The following is a 16,768-nucleotide window of genomic DNA, read 5'->3' on the forward strand; positions in this document are numbered from 1 at the left end:
GCCGCCGCACCAGGAACTATACCCGATCCGGCAGCAGGGAAGTTACAAGGGGTTACGCCCTCTCCGGAGAAACCTGTACCCCCTCACCCTCGCTGCGCTCGACCTCTCCCCACCGGGGAGAGGTGGGCTGCCCGAGCGGGCACATCTATTGGCCAAATCCGGCTTCGCGCCTAACTCTATGCTTCTCGTCATAGGAAAGCGCTTGATGACCCGCCGGATCGATCACCTCGTCGTTGCCGTTCGCGACCTCGACGAAGCAGGAAGCTTCTATCAGCGCCTGGGCTTCCAGGTCGGAGCGCGCAACCGGCATCCCTGGGGGACCGAGAACCGGCTCGTCCAATTCCCGAGTTCCTTCATCGAACTCATCACGATAGGTGAGGGTGCCGCCATTGCCCCGCACCAGGCCAGCGCCTTCAGCTTCGGGGCCTTCGTCAAGGAATACCTGCTCGACCGCGAGGGCCTGGCGATGCTCGTCCTCGACAGCCATGACGCCAAGGCGGATGCGGCGCTGTTCTCCGAGATGGGAATCGGGTCCTTCGAGCCCTTCCATTTCGAGCGCAGCGGGCGCCGCCCCGACGGCAGCGAGACGAAGGTTGCCTTCACCCTGGCCTTCGCGGCGGCAAAAGACTCTCCCAAGGCCGGCTTTTTCGTCTGCCAGCAGCACTACCCTGAGAATTTCTGGAATCCGGAATTCCAGCGACACGACAACGGGGCATCGCGCATATCCTCGGTCACCCTGACGGCCCCGGATCCGGAGCGGTTCCGCGCCTTCCTGACCACCTTCGCCGGCGCGCAGCCGTCGAGCCCGGACGGGGACGACCTGTCCTTCCGGCTCGGCGAAGATCGCATCGACGTGCTGACACCGGATGACGCGGCGGAGATCTACGGCTCGGTCGAAGCGGAACTCGAAGAGCCGTCCTTCGTGGCCTTCGCCGTCCGGGTCGAGGACATCCATCGCCAGGCGAACTGGCTCGATGCGGCGGAAATTCCCTATCAGCATATCGGCTCGAGACTCGTCGTGCCGGCGAGCGCCGCGTTCGGTCTCGCGATCGCGTTCGAGCCAACGTAATATTAACCATGTCGCCCTATACGATCGGGAAACATCGATCGTGTGGGGGAACGGACAATGGCTTCATCTCTGGCGGGCTTGCCCGACTTCCTGATCTTCTTCGTGCTCGCGATTGCGCTGGTGGGCCTCTATCTCGCGATCTACACGCTGGCGACCATGCACAACGAACTGGCCCTGATCCGCGAGAACGTGATCTCGGCCGCGACGGCTCTCGGCTTCAGCCTCGTCGGATTCGCCCTGCCGCTCGCGAGCGCGATCGTGCATGCGCAGACCATCGTCGACTGCCTCGTCTGGGGTCTGGTCGCTCTCGCGGTGCAGATCCTGGTCTACTGGCTCGTGCGCATCGTGATGCCGAATCTGTCCCAGCGCATCGCCTCGGGCGAAATGGCGGCCGCCCTCTTCCTCGGCGCTGCATCGCTCGCCGCCGGGATCATCAACGCCTCGGCGATGACGTTCTGAAACGGCGGCGAGGGAAGCCGTTCAGGCCATCTCCTCGACCAGCCGCGCGAATTGCAGGGCTTCGGCACGCATGCCGTGCGGCACCAGTGCCGGATTCCTGTGCCGGACGGCATAGATCATCGCGATCCGCTCGATCGCCCGGAGATAGAGATCGGGAATCTCGATCTCGCCCCACTCGAACGCCTGGTAATCGCGCAAGGTGATGTCGATCTCATGCGCCATCCGGCTCTGCGTGAAACCGAGAGCGGATCGAAGAGCGACCAATTCCTGCGTCTTGTCGTACTCGGACATGAAAGCGCTCCTCCCGCGCAATCGATACAATTGACCCCCGATCCGTATCGTATTCAGGCAAATATTCTTAAGTTATTCGAGCCTGAGATGCCGGGTCATCTTGTGACCTAAAGTAAGCGTGTCGGACACAAGAAGAAAACGCCTCCTCGCAACGTGGTTAAAATGCATTGGGACCGGCGCGGGCCGGAGTCAGATCGCCACTTTGCCTCTGCCTTGAGAAAAGGCTAGTGAGGGCGCATGACCGACACCAAACAGCATCCTGCCGTCGTCGAGGCCGGTTCCGTCCGCTTCGGCAACCACCTGCCGCTCAGCATCATCGCCGGGCCCTGCGCCATGGAGAGCCGCGACCACGCGATCGAGATGGCCGCCGCCCTCAAGGAGATCGCCGATAGGGTGGGCCTCGGCCTCGTCTACAAATCGTCCTTCGACAAGGCGAACCGGACCTCGATCTCCAGCGCCCGCGGCATCGGACTGGACAAGGCGCTCGCCATCTTCGCCGAGGTGAAGGAGAGGTTTGGCCTGCCCGTGGTCACCGACGTGCACGAGAACGATCAATGCGCCCCCGTGGGCGAGGTGGTCGACATCCTCCAGATCCCGGCCTTTCTCTGCCGCCAGACCGATCTTTTGGTCGCTGCCGCCAAGACCGGCCGGGTGGTGAACGTGAAGAAGGGGCAGTTCCTGGCACCCTGGGACATGGCCAATGTCGCCGCCAAGGTAACGGGAGCGGGTAACCCGAACGTCATGCTGACCGAGCGCGGCGCCTCCTTCGGCTACAACACCCTGGTCTCCGACATGCGCTCCCTGCCGATCATGGCCGAGACCGGGGCGCCGGTGATCTTCGACGCCACGCATTCGGTGCAGCAGCCCGGCGGCAAGGGCACCACCTCCGGCGGCCAGCGCGAATACGTGCCCGTTCTCGCCCGCGCCGCCGTGGCGGTCGGGGTGGCAGGTCTCTTCATCGAGACGCACCAGGATCCCGACAAGGCCCCTTCCGACGGGCCGAACATGGTGCCGCTGAAGGAGCTGGAGGCATTGCTCCGCCAGTTGAAGGCTTTCGATGCGCTGGCGAAGGGACGCAATTAGGAACTAGCCTCTCACGTCATGTCACGTCATGGCCGGCCTTGTTCCGGCCATGCCGATTGTGGGAAGCGCCGCGCTTCTCGTGTCGAGATCACCGGCACAAGGCCGGTGATGACGGGCGAGAGCATGCCACTATGTCCTGAGGGGGCGATAGGTTTGCGTTCGTGGCCATTCCGGAATGGGAAGGCCGTGATAGGAAGCCAGAACCCTCTTCGCGTCCCGGTTCGAGCAGCATGTCCTCCCGCAACCTGATCCTGATCCTCGCCACCAGCGGCTTCGCGAGCACCTTTTCCGGCCGCTCGGTCGAGCCCATGGTCGGAATCATCGCCCGGGACCTGAGCTCGACGCCTCAGACCATCGCGCTGCTCTCGGCCGCCTTCGCGCTGCCCTATGCCTTCATCCAGCCCGTGCTCGGCCCCATCGGCGATGCGATGGGCAAGGAGCGGGTCATGAAGGTGGCCCTGTCGATCCTGTTCCTGGCGCTTGCCGCCTCGATCTTCGCGCCCAATGCAGCGACGCTCTTTACGCTTCGGATCATCGCCGGCGCCGCTGCCGGAGGCTCGATCCCGCTCTCGATCGCCCTGATCGGAGACCGGGTCGAGATCGACCGGCGCCAGGTGGCACTGAGCCGCTATTTCGTCGCCGTCATCGTGGGCCAGCTCGCCGGCTCGTCCTTCGCAGGCTTGCTTGCGGAGCTGATCGGCTGGCGCGGCGTCTTCACTCTGTCCATGAGCATGGTGGCAGGTGCCTTGGCGGCCACCGCCATAGGATTCCGCGGAGCGCAGCCCGGCGGCGAGTTCGATCTGCGCAGCGCGCTGCGGCGCTACCGGGATATTCTCTCCAACCCGCGCGCCCTGACCCTGTTCAGCCTCGTCTTCGTCGAGGGCATCGTGATCTTCGGCATTTTTCCCTATGTGGCACCGCTGCTCGAGGAGCGCGGCGGGGGCGGGGCGGCTCAGGCCGGTTATGCCATCGGCGGATTTGCCATCGGCGGGCTGATCTTCTCCGCGCTGGTGCCCTGGATGCTCCGGCGCCTCGGCATCGGACGCATCCTCCTGGGCGGCGGCTTCTTCGCCGGTGCGGCGCTGGTCATTCTGGGCATGGGCGGCGACTGGCGGCTCGATGCCGTGGCTATGCTGCTGTTGGGCCTCGGCTTCTACATGCTCCACAACACCTTCCAGGCCCAGGTGACGGAGGTGGCGCCGGGCGCCCGGGCCTCGGCGGTCGCGCTCCATGCCTTCTCGTTCTTCTCCGGCCAGGCGCTCGGCGTCGTGCTGATGGGCATCGGCCTGCGCTCCGTCGGGCTCGCTGGGGCAACAGCGATCGCCGCCCTGATCGTCGTCGGCGTGGGCCTGGTCGCGTCCGTCGTGCTGACGCGACCCGCCGGTCAGCGCGCCCGGTAGGGCGCGACGCCCTGGTCGGGCAGCCACAGGTTCTTCGGCAGCTCGCCCGTCTGCCAGAACACGTCGATGGGGATGCCGCCGCGCGGGTACCAATAGCCGCCGATGCGCAGGTAGCGCGGCTCCAGCAGATCGGCGAGGCGCTTGCCGATGGCCACCGTGCAATCCTCGTGGAAGGCGCCGTGGTTGCGGAAGCTGTGCATGTAGAGTTTCAGCGACTTCGATTCGACGAGCCAGGGACCCGGCACGTAGTCGATCACCAGGATCGCGAAATCCGGCTGGCCGGTGACCGGGCAGAGCGAGGTGAATTCCGGCACCGTGAAGCGGGCGAGGTAGTCGGTGTCCGGATGCGGGTTCGGCACGCGGTCGAGCTGCGCGGTTTCCGGGGAATCGGGGAGGGTGCTGGCCTGCCCGAGCTGAAGGGTTGTTTCCGTCATCTGGATTTGACCTTGGATTGATACGGGGAAAGTTCTTGCCGTCCTTGCTCACCCGGACATTTCGGTCAATAAGCCAATCCATGACTTGAGGCCGCACCCGGCGTTTGAGCGCGCCGGCCGCACTTCAGCCAGCAGGAGCCTGCTCATGACAGCGATTATCGACGTTTTCGCCCGCCAGATCCTCGACAGCCGGGGCAATCCCACCGTGGAGGTGGATGTGACCCTCGAAGACGGCTCCATGGGCCGAGCCGCCGTGCCCTCCGGCGCCTCCACGGGCGCCCATGAGGCGGTGGAACTGCGCGACGGCGACAAGTCGGTCTATCTCGGCAAGGGCGTGCTCAAGGCCGTCGACGCGGTCAACAACGAGATTCTCGACGCCATCGGCGGCATGGACGCGGAAGAGCAGGTCGCCATCGACGAGACCATGATCGAGCTCGACGGCACCCCGAACAAGGCCCGGCTCGGCGCCAACGCGATCCTCGGCGTCTCTCTCGCGGTCGCGAAGGCCGCGGCCGAAGCCTCGACCCTGCCGCTCTACCGCTATGTGGGCGGCACGCAGGCGCGCGTCCTGCCGGTGCCGATGATGAACATCATCAATGGCGGCGCACACGCCGACAATCCGATCGACTTCCAGGAATTCATGATCCTGCCGGTCGGCGCGCCGACGCTGTCCGAGGCCGTTCGCATGGGCGCCGAGGTGTTCCACACCCTGAAGAAGGCGCTGAAGGATGCCGGCCACAACACCAATGTGGGCGACGAGGGCGGCTTCGCCCCGAACCTGCCGAGCGCGGAGGCAGCCCTCGACTTCATCATGAAGTCCATCGAGCAGGCGGGCTACAAGCCGGGCAAGGACATGGTGATCGGCCTCGACTGCGCCGCCACCGAGTTCTTCAAGAAGGGCGCTTATGTCTATGAGGGCACCGGCCAGAAGCTGAACCCGCAGCAGCAGGCCGAGTATCTCGCGAAGCTCGTCGCGTCCTACCCCATCGCCACCATCGAGGACGGCATGTCCGAGGACGATTGGGAGGGCTGGAAGGCGGTGACCGATCTCATCGGCGACAAATGCCAGCTCGTGGGCGACGATCTCTTCGTCACCAACGTGAACCGCCTCTCCGAGGGCATCAAGAAGGGCGTCGCCAACTCGCTGCTCGTGAAGGTCAACCAGATCGGCTCGCTCACCGAGACACTCGCCGCCGTCGATATGGCCCACCGCGCCGGCTACACCGCCGTCATGTCCCACCGCTCCGGCGAGACGGAGGATTCCACCATCGCAGACCTCGCCGTCGCGACCAATTGCGGGCAGATCAAGACCGGCTCGCTCGCCCGTTCGGACAGACTGGCCAAGTACAACCAGCTCATCCGCATCGAGGAGGAGCTCGGTGAGCAGGCGCGTTACGCGGGACGCGCGGCGCTGAAGGCTTGGGGTTGAATTCGAGTTACATCGATGCATTGAGAAAGCCGCCGCAAGGCGGCTTTTTCGTTATCTTTTCTCGTCATGGCCGGGCTCGTCCCGGCCATCCACGTCTTATGGCGGCCAAGACGTGGATCCCCGGAACAAGTCCGGGGATGACGACAGGGTGTCGGTGATGCGCTCACCCAATCCCTAACCGCTTCTTAACCATGCCGCTGTAAGACTGCGTCCATGGTAATCCGCAGACGTGCACGACGCTTCCTGATTCCGCTGGTGCTCTACAGCATCTCTGCGGCCGTAGCTGCATACTTTGTGCATCATGCACATAGCGGCGCACGCGGCATCGAGGCCCGGCATCAATATGAGACCCAGGTCGCTGAACTTTCTGCCGAGCTCGACGGTTTAAAGACTCAGCGCTCCGAGTGGGAGCGTCGTATCGCGCTGCTTCGGAGCGATCAGATCGACCGCGATCTGCTCGAGGAGAGAGCGCGCGTAATGTTAGGACGTGTGCACAAGAACGACCTCGTGATCATCACCGGCCCATAATTAACATTACTTTAAAAGTTCTGCTTAACTGAAATCAAGTTAATTGAAAATATACGTTGCAGAACAATAGCTTGCACATTTCATTGTGCAGCGCAAAACCACATTTGGCCTACTCGATTTCCGATTCCGACTGCGCTACAACTTTCGTCGAGGAAACCCTTCGGAGGACCCGATGGCTGTTGCTGCCCGCAAGGCGGGCCGTGCCGGTGCAGGCACGGCTAACAAGACCACTCCCACTAAAGGCTCCACGCGCGGAGCTGCCCCCAACACCCCCCAATTCGACAAGAACCAGGATCTCTCGGCCTACAACGAGATGCTGCTGATCCGGCGCTTCGAGGAGAAGTCCGGCCAGATGTACGGCATGGGCCTGATCGGCGGGTTCTGCCACCTCTATATCGGCCAGGAAGCCGTCGTCGTCGGCATGCAGATGGCGACGAAGGAGGGCGACCAGGTGATCACGGGCTACCGCGATCACGGTCACATGCTCGCCTGCGGCATGGACGCGAAGGGCGTCATGGCCGAACTGACGGGACGCCGCGGCGGCCTGTCGAAGGGCAAGGGCGGCTCCATGCACATGTTCTCCAAGGAGAAGCATTTCTATGGCGGCCACGGCATCGTCGGCGCGCAGGTGTCCCTCGGCACCGGCATCGCCTTCGCGAACCATTACCGCGAGAACGGCAATGTCTGCCTCACCTATTTCGGTGACGGCGCGGCCAACCAGGGCCAGGTCTACGAGAGCTTCAACATGGCGCAGCTCTGGAAGCTGCCCGTGGTCTACGTGATCGAGAACAACCGCTATGCGATGGGCACGGCGGTGAGCCGCGCCTCGGCGCAGACCGACTTCTCGAAGCGCGGCGTGTCCTTCGGCATTCCCGGCGAGCAGGTGGACGGCATGGACATCCGTGCGGTTTATGCCGCCGGCCAGCGCGCCGTCGAGCATGCCCGTTCCGGCAAGGGCCCCTACATCCTCGAGATGCAGACCTACCGCTATCGCGGCCACTCCATGTCCGATCCGGCGAAGTACCGCACGAAGGACGAGGTGACCCGCATGCGCGAGGAACACGATCCGATCGAGCAGGTGCGCCGCCGTCTCTTGGAGAGCTGGAAGCTGTCGGAAGACGAGCTGAAGGCGATCGACAGCAAGGTGCGCGAGATCGTCAACGAGGCGGCCGAGTTCGCCACGCACGATCCCGAGCCCGATCCGTCCGAGCTCTACACGGATATTCTTCTGTAAGCGTTGCTCCTAAAGCACCGTCTTTCCCCGAATCTCGCCGCTGCGACAATCAAACGAGTCTTTTAATGGCGATCGATATTCTCATGCCTGCCCTCTCTCCCACCATGGAGCAGGGCAAACTGGCCAAGTGGCTGAAAAAAGAGGGCGATCAGGTCAAGCCCGGCGACGTGCTGGCCGAGATCGAAACCGACAAGGCGACCATGGAGGTCGAGGCCATCGACGAGGGCGTCCTCGCCAAGATTCTCGTCTCCGACGGCACCGACAATGTGGCCGTGAACACCCCCATCGCGATTCTCGCCGGTGAGGGTGAGGACGTGTCGGCCGCCGCTTCGTCGGCCAAGGCGCCGGCCGCTGCCGCACCTGAAGCCCAATCGGCACCGACGCCCGACATGCAGCGGGAAGGAATGGCCGACCGGCCTTCGCCCGACTCCATCCCCGGCACCGATGCGCGACCGGTTGCGGAGCCCGCGGCTCCCTCGGTGATCACCAACCGCACCTCCTACGATGCCATGGCGGAAATCCCGGAGGGCACGGAACTGGTCAACATGACCGTCCGCGAGGCGCTCCGCGATGCGATGGCCGAAGAGATGCGCAAGGACGGCAACGTCTTCGTCATGGGCGAAGAGGTCGCCGAGTATCAGGGTGCCTACAAGGTCACTCAGGGGTTGCTGCAGGAATTCGGCGCGAAGCGCGTCATCGACACGCCGATCACCGAGCATGGTTTTGCCGGCGTCGGCGTCGGCGCGGCTTTCACGGGGCTTCGTCCCGTCGTCGAGTTCATGACCTTCAACTTCGCCATGCAGGCGATCGACCAGATCATCAACTCGGCGGCCAAGACCCTCTACATGTCCGGCGGCCAGCTCGGTTGCCCCATCGTGTTCCGCGGCCCGAACGGCGCCGCGGCGCGCGTGGCGGCCCAGCACAGCCAGGACTACGCGGCGTGGTATTCGGCCATTCCCGGCCTCAAGGTCGTCTCGCCCTACACGGCGTCCGATGCGAAGGGCCTGCTCAAGAGTGCCATCCGCGATCCGAACCCGGTGATCTTCCTGGAGAACGAGATTCTCTACGGCCAGTCCTTCCCGGTGCCGAAGCTCGACGACTTCACGGTTCCGATCGGCAAGGCGCGCATCCATCGCGAGGGCAAGGACGTCACCATCGTCTCCTTCTCCATCGGCATGACCTATGCGCTCAAGGCCGCCCAGGAGCTGGAGAAGGAGGGCATCCAGGCCGAGGTGATCGACCTGCGCACGATCCGTCCGCTGGACACCGACACCATCGTCGCATCGGTCATGAAGACCGGCCGCTGCATCACGGTGGAGGAGGGATATCCGCAATCGGGCATCGGCGCCGAGATCGCCGCGCGCATCATGGAGCATGCGTTCGATTATCTCGACGCGCCCGTGGTTCGCGTGACCGGCAAGGACGTGCCGATGCCTTATGCGGCGAACCTCGAGAAGCTCGCGCTTCCGTCCATCGCGGAGGTGGTGCAGGCGGCGAAGGCCGTTTGCTACAGGTGACATCATGGCTGAACGGAAATTCGAAGCCCTCAACGTTCCGCCCGATGTGCTCGAAAAGGGCGGCATCGAGATCCTGAGGGCTTCGGTGGTCGATGGAGCGGTCAGCGTCGCGCTGCGCCGCGCCTTCGACGATCCGTTCACCTGGGGCGTGCTCCTGGTGGATCTCGCCCGTCATGCCGCCCGCGTCTATGCCATGGAAACGGAGCTCTCCGAGGAGGAGGCTCTCGCCGAGATCACCGCCGGCATTCAGGCCGAGCTGGACGATCCCAGCGATCCTGGCTCGACGCAGGCCATAAACTGAGCATTCTCCGGAAAAGTGGATGCCGGTTTTCCGATCAGAGAATGCGAACCTAAAAGATTCAACTTCAAGTCAGGATCCATCAACGCCATGCCCATCAATATCCTGATGCCCGCTCTTTCTCCCACCATGGAAAAGGGCAATCTTGCCAAGTGGCTGAAGAAGGAAGGCGACACGGTGAAATCCGGCGATGTGATCGCCGAGATCGAAACCGACAAGGCCACCATGGAAGTGGAAGCCGTCGATGAAGGCATCCTTGCCAAGATCGTGGTTCCGGAAGGCACGGCGGACGTGCCGGTCAACCAGCTCATCGCGCTGATCGCGGGCGAGGGCGAGGATCCCAAGAGCGTCACCGCTCCCGCCGCCGGCGGCGCCGCAGCTCCCGCACCCAAGGCGGAAGCCGCACCGGCTCCGGCCGCACCCGCAGCGGCGCCGCAGCCGCAGGCAGCGCCGGCCCAGAGCGCTCCGGCTGCCGCTCCGGCGGCGAAGCCGAACGGGGCAGGGCAGGCCGCCGGCAACCGCGTTTTCGCCTCGCCGCTCGCCAAGCGCATCGCGAAGGACGGCGGCATCGACATCGCGTCGATCCGCGGCTCCGGACCGCAAGGCCGCGTGGTCGAAAAGGATGTGCGCGCTGCTCTCGCCGGCGGTGGAGCGAAGCCTGCCGCGGCTCCGGCCGCAGCCGCCGCTCCCGCACCGGCCGCCAAGCCCGCGGCGCCGCAGCTCGCTCAGAGCATGGGCGCCGATCAGGTCAAGGCGATGTTCGAGGCAGGGACCTACGAGGAAGTGCCCCTCGACGGCATGCGCAAGACCATCGCCAAGCGCCTCGTCGAGTCGAAGCAGACGGTGCCGCATTTCTACCTCGCGCTCGATTGCGAGCTCGATGCGCTCATGGCGCTCCGCGAGCAGATCAACAATGCCGCGTCCAAGGACAAGGACGGCAAGCCCGCCTATAAGCTCTCGGTCAACGACTTCGTCATCAAGGCGCTCGCCATCGCGCTCCAGCGCGTGCCGGCCGCCAATGCGGTCTGGGCCGAGGACCGCATCCTGAAGATGAAGCATTCGGATGTGGGCGTCGCGGTTGCGATCGAAGGCGGCCTGTTCACGCCGGTCGTGCGCAGGGCCGAACAGAAGACGCTCACCGCCATCTCGGCCGAGGTGAAGGACATGGCGGGCCGCGCCCGCAATCGTCGCCTGAAGCCGGAAGAGTACAGCGGCGGCTCCACGGCGGTCTCGAATCTCGGCATGTTCGGCATCAAGAACTTCCAGGCCGTCATCAACCCTCCGCAGGGTACGATCCTCGCGGTCGGCGCCGGCGAGCAGCGCGTCGTGGTCAAGAACAACGCTCCGGCCATCGTGCAGGCCATGACCGTGACGCTCTCCTGCGACCACCGTGTGGTCGACGGCGCGCTCGGCGCGGAACTGCTGGCCGCGTTCAAGCAGCTCATCGAGAGCCCGATGGGGATGCTGGTTTGAGGCGAGGCTCCACCTTCTCCCTCCCCCTTGCGGGGAGGGGTAGGGGTGGGGGTCGTGACATATGCTCGCGCTAACAGAACCCGCAATGTCCTGGAACCAGCCACCTGCCAAATCGACATCGCTCCGAGCGAAGTCGAACGCGGGTCGTTTGCGGCACACGCTGACCGAGCCTGAAAAGCGCCTGTGGTGGCATTTGCGACACCGGCTTCCGATAAGCGGCACCCATTTCCGGCGTCAGGTTCCCATCGGCTCCTATATTGCCGATTTCTGCTGCCTTGGAACACGGCTCGTCGTTGAAGTCGATGGCGGCCAGCACTCGACCGATCAGGCTTTAGCCTACGACAACCGACGCTCGATCTATCTCGAAAGCCAGGGCTTTCATGTGATGCGCTTCACCAATGCCGAAGTCATGCAGGACATGAATTCTGTGCTCGACACCATTCACGCGGCGCTTGTCCGCACCACCCCCACCCCTTACCCCTCCCCGCAAGGGGGAGGGGATCCGGAGGCGTAAATGGCAAACCAATACGACATCATCGTCATCGGCGGCGGGCCGGGGGGCTATGTGGCCGCGATCCGGGCGGCGCAGCTCGGGTTCAAGACCGCGGTCGTGGAGCGCGAGCATCTCGGCGGCATCTGCCTCAACTGGGGCTGCATTCCGACCAAGGCGCTGCTGCGCTCGGCCGAGATCTACCACTACATGGAGCACGCCAAGGATTACGGCCTCTCCGCTCAAGGGATCGGCTTCGATGCGGCGGCCATCGTCAACCGTTCGCGCGGCGTCTCGGGCCGCCTCAATGGCGGCGTCGGCATGCTCTTGAAGAAGAACAAGGTCGACGTGATCTGGGGTGAGGCCTCCATCCCCAAGCCAGGCGAGGTCGTGGTCACCGCGCCGAAGAAGCCTGCCATGCAGCCGCAGAACCCGGTGCCGAAGGGCGTGCTCGAGCCCGGCACCTACCAGGCCAAGAACATCATCATCGCCACCGGCGCGCGTCCGCGCGTGCTGCCCGGCATCGAGCCGGACGGCAAGCTGATCTGGACCTATTTCGAGGCCATGGTGCCGCCTTCCATGCCGAAATCGCTCATCGTCATGGGCTCCGGGGCCATCGGCATCGAGTTCGCCTCGTTCTACCGCACCATGGGCGCGGAAGTGACGGTGGTCGAGGTGCTGCCGCAGATCCTGCCCGTCGAGGATGCTGAGATCGCGGCCCATGCCCGCAAGCGCTTCGAGAAACAGGGCATGAAGATCCTGTCCGGCGCCAAGGTCACGAAGGTGGAGAAGGGCGCGAATTCCGTCACCGCCACCATCGACGACGGCAAGGGCGGCACGCAGACGATCACGGCCGAGCGCATGATTTCGGCGGTCGGCGTCGTCGGCAACATCGAGAATCTCGGCCTCGAAAAGCTCGGGGTGAAGATCGATCGCGGCACCATCGTCACCGACGGTCTCGGTCGCACCAACGTCCCCGGCATCTACGCCATCGGCGACGTGGCGGGCCCGCCGATGCTGGCGCACAAGGCGGAGCACGAGGGCGTGATCTGCGTCGAGACCATCAAGGGCCTGCATACGCACGCCATGGACAAGGCCATGATCCCGGGCTGCACCTATTGCAACCCGCAGGTCGCGTCGGTGGGCCTGACCGAGGCCAAGGCGAAGGAGCAGGGCTACGACATACGCATCGGCCGCTTCCCGTTCATCGGCAACGGCAAGGCGATCGCGCTCGGCGAGCCGGAGGGTCTTGTGAAGACCATCTTCGACAAGAAGACCGGCAAGCTCCTCGGCGCCCACATGGTCGGCGCGGAGGTGACCGAGCTGATCCAGGGCTTCGTGATCGCCATGAACCTGGAGACGACGGAAGAGGAGCTGATCCATGCCGTCTTCCCGCATCCGACCCTGTCCGAGACCATGCACGAGAGCGTGCTGGATGCCTATGACCGGGTGATCCACATCTGAGGAGCGACGCTCCTTGCGTTTCGCGGCATTCCGCGTGGACCCAAGGCGAGCTCCAGGAATTAACCAGCCGGGACCTTTTGCGAGGTCCCGGCTGTTTTCGTTTCAGGACGAAGACGCCTCTGGCAATGCGTCCATGAGGAGGCGGCGATGACAAGCGTCGCAGTGAGAGACGGGGTCGAAGCCTCGCGATCCGGGAAGAAACCCTGGTACAAGGTTCTCTACATCCAGGTCCTGATCGCCATCGTTCTCGGGGCCCTGGTCGGCTGGCTCCTGCCGGATCTCGCCAAGAACGACTGGATCAAGGCTCTCGGCGACGGCTTCATCAGGCTGATCAAGATGGTGATCGCGCCGATCATCTTCTGCACGGTGGTCTCGGGCATCGCCCATATCCAGGACGCCAAGAAGGTGGGGCGCGTCGGCGTCAAGGCGCTGGTCTATTTCGAGATCGTCTCGACCTTCGCCCTCGTCATCGGCCTCCTCGTCGGCAATCTCGTGCGGCCGGGCGCAGGCTTTACCGGAACGCCGGATCCGGCAGCCGTCGCCGGCTATGCCAAGCAGGCGGCCGAGCAGAAGCCGGTCGATTTCATCCTCCACATCATCCCGGACAGCGTGGTGGGCGCCTTCGCGCAGGGCGACATCCTGCAGGTGCTTCTCTTCGCGATCCTGTTCGGCTTCGCGCTGCTCGTGCTCGGCGAGCGCGGCGCGACGCTCCGCAGCCTCATCGACGATGCGGGGCATGCCATGTTCGGCGTCATCGCGATCGTCATGAAGGCCGCTCCCCTCGGCGCGTTCGGCGCCATGGCCTACACCATCGGCCGCTACGGCCCGCAGGTCCTCGGCAATCTCATCGGCCTCATCGCGACCTTCTATGCCACGGCCGCGCTTTTCGTCTTCGTGGTCCTGGGGCTGATCGCCCGCATGGCCGGCTTCAGCATCTTCAAGTTTCTCGGCTACATCCGGGACGAGCTGCTCATCGTGCTCGGCACGAGTTCGTCGGAGAGCGCCTTGCCCCAGCTCATGGAGAAGCTCGAGCGGCTCGGCTGCTCCCGGTCGGTGGTGGGCCTTGTGGTGCCGACCGGCTATTCGTTCAATCTCGACGGTACCAACATCTACATGACGCTCGCGACCCTGTTCATTGCGCAGGCGCTGCACTTCGATCTCACCTTCAGCCAGCAACTGACGATTCTTCTGGTGGCGCTGCTGACCTCGAAGGGTGCAAGCGGCGTCACGGGCGCGGGCTTCGTCACGCTCGCTGCGACGCTGGCGGTGGTGAACCCGGCCCTGGTGCCCGGCATGGCCGTCATTCTCGGCATCGACAAGTTCATGAGCGAGGTGCGCGCGCTCACCAACATCATCGGCAACGGCGTGGCGACGATCGTGGTGGCTTGGTGGGAGGGCGAACTCGACCGCGACAAGCTCGAAGCCGGCCTCAACCAGCGGATCGACCCGTCCGATATCGAGACCGCCGTCACGACCGATTAGCCATCGGCTGACAAGGGTGCGTGCGATGGCTAATCTCGACCGGGTGAAGCGGGGAGACACCATGGCAGACGACAGGGTTGCGCAGGAAGGGACATGCCGGTGCGGGCAGGTCCGGTTTCGCGTGCACGGCGAACCGATCGTCACGATGGCGTGCCATTGCACCGGGTGCCAGCGCATGACCGCGAGCGCCTTCTCGCTGAGCGTTCTCTATCCGAGCGCGAGCTTCGAGGTCGTGCAGGGCGAGCCCGTCATCGGCGGTCTTCACGGCGCGACGCGGCATTTCTTCTGCCCGCATTGCATGAGCTGGCTCTTCACGCGTCCGGAGGGCATGGACGAGTTCGTCAACGTGCGCACCGCCATGCTGGAAGATCCGGGCCGCTTCCCGCCCTATGTCGAGACATGGACGAGCGAGAAGCTGCCCTGGGCCACGACGCCGGCGGTGCACAGCTTTGCGACATTGCCGCCGATGGAGCGCTATCCGGAGCTGGTGGAGGAATACGCACGCGTCTCCGCGCGCACCGGCATCGTGCCCTGAGAAATCGTCCCACAGGATGGCCGTCGAGTGCGTACGTCTCGGTCCATTCCGGGCTCATCAGTTGGACTATGTCCGAGGTGGCATTTACGAAGGCTAGGGCGCCCGGTCACGCGTATCTATGGCTCATTCGCATCGAGCTCGTGCCCGTCGCGGTCGAGGTGGAGATAGTTGGCGTTGAACATGGCGACGGACATAAGCGCTTCGAGGTCCGGGATGGTGACGGTCTTGCCCTTCCAGATGATGAGTTCCTGCTCCCGCATCAGCTGAAGCGTCCGGTTCACGTGCACCGTCGACATGCCCGTGGCGTCTGCCAGTTGATCCTGCGTCACCGGAAACTCGAAGCTCTTCCGGCCTTGCCCGTTTTCAGTCAGCCCGACCGCTTTCAGCCTGAAATAGAGTTCACAGAAGAGGTGGGAGAGCCGCTCGATCGCTTCGCGCTGCCCCAGGCTCGTGGTCCATTCGCGCGAAATCGCCTCCTCGACGAGGGAGTTCCACCACATTGCCCGAGTCAGTCGGGGAGACGTGTCGATGACATCCAAGAGCGTATCGGACGGGATTTCCGCCACACGCACCGGAGTCAGAGCACCCATGGAATGGTCAATCTGTTTGAGAATGAACATGCGTATGTCGCACACGTCGCCCGGCACGAGAAAGCCCACGATCTGGCGCCGTCCGTCTTCGAGCACCTTGTAGCGACACGCCCATCCATCGAGGATCAGGTTGACTTGGCGAGGCTTGTCGCCCTCGCGGATGATGTCCTCGCGCGGGCGCACCACCCGCACCTTTGCCGCTGCGGCACGTTCAAGCTTCTGCTTGTCTTCCGAAGACAGCTGCGTGAACTGCTCGAGCTTGCGGATGAGGTAGGTCGCCATAGGCCCATTCCCTTTTGGCCAAGCTCATAGTTGTGAAAGGAACGACGAGCGTTAACCCTTGTTATCCCACTGTGTCGTGTCCGCGCCTACTCCTAAACTTGTTGTCCCGCTTCGGGGCCTTGCGGAGGAGCCGTCATGCCTTATTCGGAAGTGCAGTCGCTTGCTCATTGCCGCATTCTGGTGGTCGAAGACGAATACTTCATCGCCGACGAGATGGCTCTGGCTCTTCGGGCTTTCGGCGCCGAGGTCATCGGCCCCGTCCCGACAATGGATAAGGCCATTAAGATCGTGGAATCGACTGAGCCGATCCATGCCGCGATCCTCGACGTCAACCTGAAAGGCGCGAGAGTCTTTCCCCTGGCCGATATCCTCGGCGAACGCGGCATCCCCTTCGTATTCGCGACCGGCTACAGCGGGACCGCAATTCCGGCCGCCTATGAGGCGGTTCCGCTTTGGGAAAAGCCGTTCGACCCCCGTGCTCTCGCCCAAGCCCTGCCTGCGGTTGTGCTGCCCTGCTGAGGCTTTCATTCCCGTCGTCGCCGGGCTTGTTCCGGGGATCAGTGCCGGTGATCTCTGCTCCAAAGGCGCCACGCTCGGACCGGGAGTGACACCCGCGCCGTCATGCCCGGGCTCGTCCCGGGCACCCACGTCTTGGCAACGGGGTGGTTCTCGAAGACGTGGGTGGCCGCACCAAGTGCGGCCATGACGCC

Annotated in this window: 18 protein-coding genes; 15 read left to right on the forward strand and 3 right to left on the reverse strand. The window is 64.1% G+C overall.

The window, feature by feature from the left end:
- The first annotated feature begins 205 nt into the window (after positions 1-205).
- A complete protein-coding gene (locus tag JKL46_RS31300; protein WP_201841995.1) occupies positions 206-1,069 on the forward strand; it encodes a VOC family protein in 864 nt (287 codons plus the stop codon).
- Between the two features lie 57 nt (positions 1,070-1,126).
- Positions 1,127-1,528, forward strand: coding sequence for a DUF350 domain-containing protein (locus tag JKL46_RS31305; protein ID WP_201841998.1), 402 nt, complete (start codon positions 1,127-1,129; stop codon positions 1,526-1,528).
- 21 nt (positions 1,529-1,549) lie between these two features.
- On the opposite strand, the gene JKL46_RS31310 is transcribed toward JKL46_RS31305, so the two are convergent.
- Complete coding sequence (locus tag JKL46_RS31310; RefSeq protein ID WP_201842001.1) at positions 1,550-1,819, reverse strand: transcriptional regulator; 270 nt, start codon at positions 1,817-1,819, stop codon at positions 1,550-1,552.
- Between the two features lie 237 nt (positions 1,820-2,056).
- On the opposite strand from JKL46_RS31310, the gene kdsA reads away from it, so the two are divergent.
- Both kdsA and JKL46_RS31320 read left to right on the forward strand, forming a co-directional pair.
- Positions 2,057-2,902 carry a 3-deoxy-8-phosphooctulonate synthase gene (kdsA, locus tag JKL46_RS31315; protein WP_201842004.1) on the forward strand — a complete coding sequence of 282 codons (846 nt, stop codon included), beginning with the start codon at positions 2,057-2,059 and terminating at the stop codon, positions 2,900-2,902.
- A 230-nt stretch (positions 2,903-3,132) separates the two neighbouring features.
- The gene (locus JKL46_RS31320; RefSeq protein ID WP_201842006.1) at positions 3,133-4,302 is read left to right on the forward strand and encodes an MFS transporter; all 1,170 of its coding nucleotides are present in this window, start codon (positions 3,133-3,135) and stop codon (positions 4,300-4,302) included.
- Here JKL46_RS31320 and queF read toward each other — a convergent pair.
- Entirely contained in the window at positions 4,287-4,736 is a 450-nt protein-coding gene (gene queF, locus JKL46_RS31325; protein WP_201842008.1) for a preQ(1) synthase, read from the reverse strand. The genes JKL46_RS31320 and queF overlap by 16 nt on opposite strands.
- A 145-nt stretch (positions 4,737-4,881) precedes the next feature.
- On the opposite strand from queF, the gene eno reads away from it, so the two are divergent.
- From eno to JKL46_RS31375, 10 genes are all read left to right on the forward strand, one after another.
- A complete protein-coding gene (eno, locus tag JKL46_RS31330; RefSeq protein WP_201842012.1) occupies positions 4,882-6,165 on the forward strand; it encodes a phosphopyruvate hydratase in 1,284 nt (427 codons plus the stop codon).
- Between the two features lie 213 nt (positions 6,166-6,378).
- Positions 6,379-6,693, forward strand: a complete 315-nt coding sequence (locus tag JKL46_RS31335) for an FtsB family cell division protein (RefSeq protein WP_201842014.1) — start codon at positions 6,379-6,381, stop codon at positions 6,691-6,693.
- A 172-nt stretch (positions 6,694-6,865) separates the two neighbouring features.
- The gene (gene pdhA, locus JKL46_RS31340; protein ID WP_201842016.1) at positions 6,866-7,927 is read left to right on the forward strand and encodes a pyruvate dehydrogenase (acetyl-transferring) E1 component subunit alpha; all 1,062 of its coding nucleotides are present in this window, start codon (positions 6,866-6,868) and stop codon (positions 7,925-7,927) included.
- 65 nt (positions 7,928-7,992) lie between these two features.
- Entirely contained in the window at positions 7,993-9,444 is a 1,452-nt protein-coding gene (locus JKL46_RS31345; RefSeq protein WP_201842018.1) for a pyruvate dehydrogenase complex E1 component subunit beta, read from the forward strand.
- 4 nt (positions 9,445-9,448) lie between these two features.
- Positions 9,449-9,745: a DUF5076 domain-containing protein gene (locus tag JKL46_RS31350; protein WP_201842020.1), complete on the forward strand. Its 297-nt coding sequence runs from the start codon at positions 9,449-9,451 to the stop codon at positions 9,743-9,745.
- A gap of 87 nt (positions 9,746-9,832) precedes the next feature.
- Positions 9,833-11,215 (forward strand): pyruvate dehydrogenase complex dihydrolipoamide acetyltransferase, encoded by a 1,383-nt coding sequence (locus JKL46_RS31355; protein WP_201842023.1) that lies wholly within the window; start codon positions 9,833-9,835, stop codon positions 11,213-11,215.
- 85 nt (positions 11,216-11,300) lie between these two features.
- Positions 11,301-11,729: an endonuclease domain-containing protein gene (locus tag JKL46_RS31360; protein WP_201842025.1), complete on the forward strand. Its 429-nt coding sequence runs from the start codon at positions 11,301-11,303 to the stop codon at positions 11,727-11,729.
- Positions 11,730-13,169, forward strand: a complete 1,440-nt coding sequence (lpdA, locus tag JKL46_RS31365) for a dihydrolipoyl dehydrogenase (RefSeq protein ID WP_201842027.1) — start codon at positions 11,730-11,732, stop codon at positions 13,167-13,169.
- Between the two features lie 147 nt (positions 13,170-13,316).
- The gene (locus tag JKL46_RS31370; protein ID WP_201842029.1) at positions 13,317-14,651 is read left to right on the forward strand and encodes a dicarboxylate/amino acid:cation symporter; all 1,335 of its coding nucleotides are present in this window, start codon (positions 13,317-13,319) and stop codon (positions 14,649-14,651) included.
- Between the two features lie 61 nt (positions 14,652-14,712).
- Complete coding sequence (locus tag JKL46_RS31375; RefSeq protein ID WP_201842035.1) at positions 14,713-15,186, forward strand: GFA family protein; 474 nt, start codon at positions 14,713-14,715, stop codon at positions 15,184-15,186.
- Positions 15,187-15,302: 116 nt separating this feature from the next.
- On the opposite strand, the gene JKL46_RS31380 is transcribed toward JKL46_RS31375, so the two are convergent.
- Complete coding sequence (locus tag JKL46_RS31380; protein WP_201842031.1) at positions 15,303-16,058, reverse strand: Crp/Fnr family transcriptional regulator; 756 nt, start codon at positions 16,056-16,058, stop codon at positions 15,303-15,305.
- 135 nt (positions 16,059-16,193) lie between these two features.
- On the opposite strand from JKL46_RS31380, the gene JKL46_RS31385 reads away from it, so the two are divergent.
- A complete protein-coding gene (locus JKL46_RS31385; protein WP_201842033.1) occupies positions 16,194-16,577 on the forward strand; it encodes a response regulator in 384 nt (127 codons plus the stop codon).
- Positions 16,578-16,768 lie beyond the last annotated feature (191 nt).

The organism is Microvirga zambiensis WSM3693, from assembly GCF_016735695.1.
Lineage (GTDB): Bacteria > Pseudomonadota > Alphaproteobacteria > Rhizobiales > Beijerinckiaceae > Microvirga > Microvirga zambiensis.

Excerpts from the sequence above, each read along its gene's own strand:
- eno (WP_201842012.1), top strand. The coding sequence starts at position 4,882 with ATGACAGCGATTATCGACGTTTTCGCCCGCCAGATCCTCGACAGCCGG.
- JKL46_RS31320 (WP_201842006.1), top strand. The coding sequence starts at position 3,133 with ATGTCCTCCCGCAACCTGATCCTGATCCTCGCCACCAGCGGCTTCGCG.
- JKL46_RS31350 (WP_201842020.1), top strand. The coding sequence starts at position 9,449 with ATGGCTGAACGGAAATTCGAAGCCCTCAACGTTCCGCCCGATGTGCTC.
- JKL46_RS31335 (WP_201842014.1), top strand. The coding sequence starts at position 6,379 with ATGGTAATCCGCAGACGTGCACGACGCTTCCTGATTCCGCTGGTGCTC.
- JKL46_RS31300 (WP_201841995.1), top strand. The coding sequence starts at position 206 with ATGACCCGCCGGATCGATCACCTCGTCGTTGCCGTTCGCGACCTCGAC.
- queF (WP_201842008.1), bottom strand. The coding sequence starts at position 4,736 with ATGACGGAAACAACCCTTCAGCTCGGGCAGGCCAGCACCCTCCCCGAT.
- kdsA (WP_201842004.1), top strand. The coding sequence starts at position 2,057 with ATGACCGACACCAAACAGCATCCTGCCGTCGTCGAGGCCGGTTCCGTC.
- JKL46_RS31310 (WP_201842001.1), bottom strand. The coding sequence starts at position 1,819 with ATGTCCGAGTACGACAAGACGCAGGAATTGGTCGCTCTTCGATCCGCT.
- JKL46_RS31345 (WP_201842018.1), top strand. The coding sequence starts at position 7,993 with ATGGCGATCGATATTCTCATGCCTGCCCTCTCTCCCACCATGGAGCAG.
- JKL46_RS31355 (WP_201842023.1), top strand. The coding sequence starts at position 9,833 with ATGCCCATCAATATCCTGATGCCCGCTCTTTCTCCCACCATGGAAAAG.
- JKL46_RS31370 (WP_201842029.1), top strand. The coding sequence starts at position 13,317 with ATGACAAGCGTCGCAGTGAGAGACGGGGTCGAAGCCTCGCGATCCGGG.
- pdhA (WP_201842016.1), top strand. The coding sequence starts at position 6,866 with ATGGCTGTTGCTGCCCGCAAGGCGGGCCGTGCCGGTGCAGGCACGGCT.
- JKL46_RS31375 (WP_201842035.1), top strand. The coding sequence starts at position 14,713 with ATGGCAGACGACAGGGTTGCGCAGGAAGGGACATGCCGGTGCGGGCAG.
- JKL46_RS31360 (WP_201842025.1), top strand. The coding sequence starts at position 11,301 with ATGTCCTGGAACCAGCCACCTGCCAAATCGACATCGCTCCGAGCGAAG.
- JKL46_RS31385 (WP_201842033.1), top strand. The coding sequence starts at position 16,194 with ATGCCTTATTCGGAAGTGCAGTCGCTTGCTCATTGCCGCATTCTGGTG.
- lpdA (WP_201842027.1), top strand. The coding sequence starts at position 11,730 with ATGGCAAACCAATACGACATCATCGTCATCGGCGGCGGGCCGGGGGGC.
- JKL46_RS31380 (WP_201842031.1), bottom strand. The coding sequence starts at position 16,058 with ATGGCGACCTACCTCATCCGCAAGCTCGAGCAGTTCACGCAGCTGTCT.
- JKL46_RS31305 (WP_201841998.1), top strand. The coding sequence starts at position 1,127 with ATGGCTTCATCTCTGGCGGGCTTGCCCGACTTCCTGATCTTCTTCGTG.